General features: G+C 76.3%; 6 protein-coding genes. 2 read left to right on the top strand and 4 right to left on the bottom strand.

Annotated features, from left to right (window positions below):
* Positions 1-310, top strand: a 310-nt coding sequence (locus F1544_RS13855) for a DUF7402 domain-containing protein (protein ID WP_208971852.1), incomplete at its 5' end; no start/stop codon positions are given.
* A gap of 104 nt (positions 311-414) precedes the next feature.
* Entirely contained in the window at positions 415-1,668 is a 1,254-nt protein-coding gene (locus F1544_RS25865) for a glycoside hydrolase family 16 protein (RefSeq protein ID WP_167586316.1), read from the top strand.
* A 132-nt stretch (positions 1,669-1,800) separates the two neighbouring features.
* Here F1544_RS25865 and F1544_RS13845 read toward each other — a convergent pair whose 3' ends face one another.
* From F1544_RS13845 to F1544_RS13830, 4 genes are all read right to left on the bottom strand, one after another.
* Positions 1,801-2,328 carry an acyltransferase gene (locus F1544_RS13845; RefSeq protein WP_167586314.1) on the bottom strand — a complete coding sequence of 176 codons (528 nt, stop codon included), beginning with the start codon at positions 2,326-2,328 and terminating at the stop codon, positions 1,801-1,803.
* 173 nt (positions 2,329-2,501) lie between these two features.
* Positions 2,502-3,725: a glycosyltransferase family 2 protein gene (locus F1544_RS13840; RefSeq protein WP_167586312.1), complete on the bottom strand. Its 1,224-nt coding sequence runs from the start codon at positions 3,723-3,725 to the stop codon at positions 2,502-2,504.
* Positions 3,722-4,720: a glycosyltransferase family 2 protein gene (locus F1544_RS13835; RefSeq protein ID WP_167586310.1), complete on the bottom strand. Its 999-nt coding sequence runs from the start codon at positions 4,718-4,720 to the stop codon at positions 3,722-3,724. The genes F1544_RS13840 and F1544_RS13835 overlap by 4 nt, the downstream gene beginning before the upstream one ends.
* On the bottom strand, positions 4,717-6,150 hold the full coding sequence (locus tag F1544_RS13830; RefSeq protein ID WP_167586308.1) for a glycosyltransferase: 1,434 nt from the start codon (positions 6,148-6,150) through the stop codon (positions 4,717-4,719). The genes F1544_RS13835 and F1544_RS13830 overlap by 4 nt, the downstream gene beginning before the upstream one ends.
* Positions 6,151-6,227: the final 77 nt, after the last annotated feature.

Here is a 6,227-nt window from a genome sequence, read left to right as displayed (position 1 = left end):
CTCGGCGGAGTGGGCGAGTGCGGGTGAGGGTGTGGGTGCGTCGTTGACGTTGTCGTGGCCGGCTGCGGTGTCGTTGTCGCGCGTGGTGCTGTTCGACCGGCCGAACCTCGATGACCGGGTGACGTCGGGGACGTTGACGTTCTCGGACGGGTCGTCGGTGGCGGTGGGTGCGTTGGGGGACGACGGGTCGGCGACGACGGTGTCGTTCCCGGCGCGGGTGTCCTCGCGGGTGGTGTTCCGGGTGACGGGCGTCTCCGCGTCGACGAGAAACGTGGGACTGGCGGAGTTCGAGGCGTACGCGGCCGGGTGAGCGCCGCGCCCCGGAGCGGGGCGGCGGGGCTCAAGGTGGACGGCGGACGCGTCGATGGTCCTGGACAGCGGTCGTCCACCGCGACACCTCGGGAGGTGATCGGCGTGAGCAGTCGCAACCACGGGCTGCAGGCCCTCGTGGCGGCCTTCGTCGTCACCGTCGTGTGCGTGGTCCTGCTCGCGCTGCACGGCAGCGGGGCCGACTCGGCGTTCCGGGCGTCCGCCGCGGTGACCAGCGTCGCGCGCGACGTCACCGTCGACGCGGTCATCATCGCGCGCCGGGCCACGACCGCGGAGTACGCCGGCGTCTGCTTCAGCGACGCCGACGGGCGGGCCGTCGACTTCCCCCTCCAGCGCGACGTGCGGCTGTCCACCGTCGCCGTCCCCCTGCAGTCCCGGGGGACGCTGCCCGCCGGCCGCTACACCTTCGCGGCCTGCGCGCGCGTGGGCGACACCTGGTCGAGCCTGGGCGCCGTCGGGCGCATCGACGTCGCGGACGACGCCGTGCTGCACACGGTCTCCACCGCGCTGACGACGGCGCAGCAGCGGCTGGCCGCGATCGCCTCGCCCGCCGCGACGACCGTGGGCCCGAGTGCCGCACCGACGCCCGCCCCGAGCACGGCGCCCCCGACCGAGCCGGCCACCCCGGCCCCCGCGCAGACGCCCGTGGACACCACGCTCCCCGTGGGGGACCTGCCCGGCTGGCGCCAGGTCCTGGCCGAGGACTTCTCGACCCCGCTCGCCGAGGGGAAGTTCCCCGGCCGCCACTACCGCGACCAGTGGCTGGCCTACGACGGGTTCACCAACCCCTCCGGGACACCGCTCTACGACCGCGACGTGACCTCGGTCCACGACGGCCTGCTCGACGTGCGGGTGCGCGAGGAGGACGGGGCCGCCCGGGGCGCCGGCATCGTGGCGCAGGTCAACGGCGACGGCACGTGGGGCGGACGCGTGTACGGGCGCTACTCGGTCCGCCTGCGCTTCGACGCGGTCCCCGAGTGGGGTGCCGCGGTCCTGCTGTGGTCGGACCGCAACGAGTGGCACGACGGGGAGATCGACTTCGCCGAGGGCGGCACCGACGCCACGATCGGTTCCTACAACCACCGCCTCGACGATCCCACGCAGAACGCCCTGGCCGTGCAGACGACGGCCCGGTGGCAGGACTGGCACGTCGCCACGGTGGAGTGGACGGCGTCGGGGGTGACCTTCCTCATGGACGGCGAGGTCACCGGGCACAGCACGGTGTCACCGTCGCAGCCCCTGCACCTCGCGATCCAGACGATCCGGACGACGGCCCCGCTCGCGGGCCGGACGGGGCACCTGCAGGTCGACTGGGTCGCGGCCTGGGAGGCCGTCTGAGGGTCCGCCCTCGCCGCGACGTGGACGGACCCCGCTCGGTGCGCCGCTCACGGCACCGGACGGGGTCCTCCGCGCGGGGTGCGAACGGGCTCTCCAGCAGGGTGTCCCGTCGTTCTCCGGCGGGTTGTGCCGTCAGGCCGCGACGGGGCGGGGCAGTTCCCGGATGCGCCGGGCGGGGACACCGGCGTAGAGGCCGTGTGCTGCGCAGTGCCCGCGGACGACGGCGCCGGCCGCGATGACGCAGTCCGACTCCACGACGCTCCCGGGCAGGAGGACCGCCCGAGCCCCGATCCACACCCGCTTCCCGATGGACACGGGAGAGCCCTCGCCCTGCGGACTGATCCGCCCGTCGTCGTCGAGCGGGTGGTTGGACGTCACGATCATGCTGTCCATCCCGAGCAGGCACCCGTCGCCGATGACCACCGGTGCGTTCGCCTCGACGAAGACGCCCTGGTTCATGAACACGCCCGCCCCCACCGTGAGGTGGGCCGGCCTGCCCGAGAACCGGAAGGACGTCCCGGGCGCGGACCGGACGCTGGCCCCGGCGAGGGCGAACAGGAGGCGACGACCGGCCCCCGGGACGAAGGCGGAACCCCCGATCGAGCTGAACAGGAGCCGGCTGCCCGCGGCCCGCGCGTCGTCCGCGACGGCGGCCAGCACGCGCCGGCCCCTCCAGGCCGCCGCGGCACCACGGCCGTCGACCGTCGTGCGGGCAGGTCGTTCGTCGAGTCGGCCCATGCCGTCGTCGTCCCTCTTCTCTCGCGTGCGGTTCGGAGCGGGCGTCCCACCGCGCGGCGGGCACCGGTGTCCGGTGCCACGACCACGCGGGGGCGTCACACCGAGCGGCGGGCCCGCCAGTACAGGGCGGGGCCCGCGACCATGCCGGCGAGCTCCCGCACGAGCAGGCCCTTCGGCGCCGGCTGGCGGGCTTCCCCGTCGGCGCCGCCTCCGGGCGCGCGCCGCGTCGCCAGCACCGTGCGGGCGAGCTTGACCACCCCCTGCGGGACGGCGCGCAGGACCCCGGCGCGGGTCGAGGGAGTCAGGAGCAGCTTGGCGTAGAACGCCGTGAGTCCCGTGCCGTAGCCGTACATCTGCGCCTGCAGGGCCGCGAGGTCGGAGCGGTGGTGGTGCCACACGACGGCGGAGGGTTCGAAGGCCAGCGCGTAGCCCTCGAGGACGACCTTGACGAAGGCGTCGAGGTCCTCGCCGCCCCGCGTCGGGGCCCCGGCGCCCAGCGCCTCGTCGAAGGCGCCCAGCTCGAGCATCACCGAGCGGCGCACCGCGAAGTTCGCCCCCGTGCCGAACACGCCGGCCGCGAAGGGGTAGAGCGCCCCGCGGTCGCGGCCCCCGGCCAGGTCGAACACGCGCGGTGCGCGCACGGTCGCCCAGGACACGCGCCCGTCGAAGTACGCCTCGAGCGGGGAGTCCAGCGAGGCGGCGGCCGCGAGCCCCGTGACGCACGCGACGTCCGCGCGGCGCGCGAAGCCCCGCACGAGCCCGTGGATCCACAGCGGGTCGACGCGCACGTCGTCGTCGGTGAAGGCCACGACGTCGCCCGTCGCCGCCCGCAGGCCGGTGTTGCGGGCGATCGAGAGGCCCGGGCGCGCCTCCAGCACGTAGCGGAAGCGCGGGTCGCGCGCGGCCAGGGCCTCGACGACCTCGCGGGTCGCCGCGCTGCGCGGGGCGTTGTCGACGACGACGACCTCGAGCCCGGGGTAGGTCAGGGCCGCGAGGTGCTCGAGGCACGCCGCGAGGGTCGCGGCGCGTTCGCGGGTGCAGACCACGACGCTGACGCGCTCGTCGGCCGGGACCGCGGACAGCGGGGCGTCGGCCGGGGCGTGGTCGAGCCCCTCGCGCGCGGGGGCGGGGAGCCCGCCGACGAGCACGTCCCGCGTCAGCGGCGTGCCGGCCGGCAGGTCGACGTAGCCGAGCGGGGTCCCCGCCCGGCGCACCAGGACCCGCACCGTGGCGGCGTCCGCGGGGACGACGGGGGTGTGCAGGGCGTCCGCGTCGAGGTCGACCTCGGTGCAGAACACCGGCAGCAGGGGAGTGCTCACGCGGCGACCCCGAACTTCGGGCCGCGGCGGGCGAGCAGGCCGTAGCCGTAGCCGAGCGCCGTGGTCGCGAACCCCAGCACGACGGCGCCGGACTGCGCGGCGCCGGCCACCTCGCCGCGGGCGGCGCGGGCCAGGCCGCGGCCCACGGCCGCCGGCAGGACCTTCGCCGTGTAGGAGCGCTCGCTGGACAGCGCGTCGTCGGAGCCCACGGCCGCCGCGACGACGGCCTTGGAGTAGCCCTCCCAGAAGCACCGGCGCGTGAAGTAGTCCAGCGTGTGCCGGTCGGCGCGCACGCGGTGGTGCACGACGGCGTCGCGGCGCAGCTCGATGCGCGCGGGGCGCGCCCCGGCGCGGGAGCGGACGCGGATGGACAGCTCCGTCTCCTCGCAGCCGACGGGGTGCTTGCCCACCCGCCCGATGCCGCTGGTGAAGCCGCCGGCCGCGACGACGTCCGCGCGCCGGAAGCCCATGGTGGCGCCGATCGGGTTGCGGATGGACGCGGTGTGCTCCGGCAGGCCCTCGTAGCTGCAGCCCACGACCCAGAGGAACGCCTCGGGGAACCACGCGGGCCGGCCGGGGGCGTCCCACGCCGGTCGCGCCCAGCCGCCGACGCCGACGACGTCGGGGTCGGCGAAGGCCTCGGCGCTGCGGCGCACCCAGTCCGGGTCCGGGCAGGCGTCGTCGTCGAGGAACAGCACGACGTCGCCGGTGCTCGCGGCGATGCCGGAGTTCCGCGCGCCGGAGAGGCCGCGGGCCTCGGTGTTCGCCACGACCCGCACCCCGGGGAACGCGGCGGCGGCCTGCGCGGCCAGCTCGTCGTTGTGGTCGGCGACGAGCACGACCTCGTCCGCCGTCCGCGTCTGGCCCTGCAGCGCAGCGACTCCCGCGATCAGGTCGTCGAAGCGGTCGAGGGTGTACGCGCAGACCACCACGGTGACGGTGCCGGTGGCGGGCACCTCCGCGAGGGGCGCCGGCTGGGGGGTCGTGAGGGTCATGAGGGCCTTCCGGTGGGGAGAACGGCCCCGCGCGAGGCGGCCGTGGCGGCGGTGCGGGACAGGCGGGCGGTCCGGCGGCGGCTGCGGGCGTACGCGGCCGGGCCGACGGGGAACCCCGACAGCTCGAGCGCGGCGAAGCGGGCGGCGGGCACGGGGACCGTGGAGGGGGCGGAGAGGACCGCCCCGCGGGCGGTGGCGACGCCGGCCGGGTCGAGCCGCCGGAGCCGGTTCACGGTGCGGACGGCGAGGCGGACGGTGGCGGCCGGGACCAGCGCCGCGAGCGCGGTGGCGTGCCGGTGGTCGCGCACCACGAGGGCGCACAGCATGGCCGTGAAGCCGATGCCGTTGCCGTGCAGCTGCCGCTCGAGGCCCGCCGCGTCGCGGCGGTGCGTGTGGTGCACGAGGGCTGCCGGTTCGTAGCCGATCGCCCCGCCGGACCACAGGACGTCGACGAGGGCGGCGAGGTCCTCGCCGCCGCAGGCCGGGGTGCCGGTGCCCAGGCTCGTGTCGAAACCCCCGCGGGCCAGGAGCTCACGACGGCGGAACGCCATGTTGGCGCCCGCCCCGTAGGCCCCGACGCCGTAGACGGGAAGGATGTGCGGGGGGCGGTCGTCGTCGTAGCGCACCACCGCGAGCCCTCGTCGGTTCGACCCGCTGATGCGGACGGCCTCGAACGTGCGGGTGCCGCCGAAACCCCCGTAGTGGGCCTCGTACTGCAGCTGGGCGGTGGTCTCGAGCTCGGCGGGCACGACGAGCCCGGTGACGGCGAGCTCGTCGGGGAACCGGGCGAACCGGTCCGCGAGGGCGCTGAGCCACCCCGGGTCCACCGCCACGTCGTCGTCGGTGAAGGCCACCACGTCGGCGTCCGTCGCGGCCGCTCCGGCGTTGCGGGCGGCGGAGATCCCGGGCCGCGGTTCACGCACGCAGCGCACCCCGGGGTGGCGGGCCAGCAGGTCCGGCAGGGGGTCGTGGAGCGTCCGCGTGGTGCGGTTGTCGACGAGCACCACGTCGACGTCGGGGTGGTCCAGGACGGCGAGGCTCGTGAGCAGCCGGTCGAGCTCGTCGACGCGGCCCACGACGGTGGGCACGACGACGGCGATCGAGGGCCGCGGTCCGGGGGCGGGTCCGGCGGGTGCGGAGACGTCCAGCACCGAAGCGGGCAGTTCCGCGAGCACCCGCTCCACGTCGGCGCGGACCAGGGGCAGCGCGACGTCCAGGACGGTGCGCGGCCGGCCGGCCAGGCGGAGCAGCACCTGCGCGCCGGTGTAGCGTCCGGGCGTCGAGGTGTGGACGAGGGCGTCCAGGACGCCGTCGACGACGGCGTCGCGGACGACGGAGCGGTCGAAGGAGGCGGTCCCGTCGGCCGGTGCGGCGGGGACCTCGGCCACGGCCACGAGCAGGGCGGGGGCAGGGCCTCGGGGACGGCTCACGGACGGACCTCTCGCGGGGGGAACTAGCGGGATGCGAGTTCCGTCGTCCGGTGCGGACCGACCTCTCGCCCTTCGAC

The sequence above is a fragment of the Kineococcus rubinsiae genome (assembly GCF_011839805.1).
In the GTDB taxonomy this organism is placed as follows: Bacteria; Actinomycetota; Actinomycetes; order Actinomycetales; family Kineococcaceae; genus Kineococcus; species Kineococcus rubinsiae.
Note: the sequence above shows the minus strand (reverse complement) of the source record. Positions and strands in the feature narration are given on the sequence as shown.

Coding starts and splice junctions, on each gene's coding strand:
- F1544_RS13835 (WP_167586310.1), bottom strand. CDS start 4,720: ATGACCCTCACGACCCCCCAGCCGGCGCCCCTCGCGGAGGTGCCCGCC.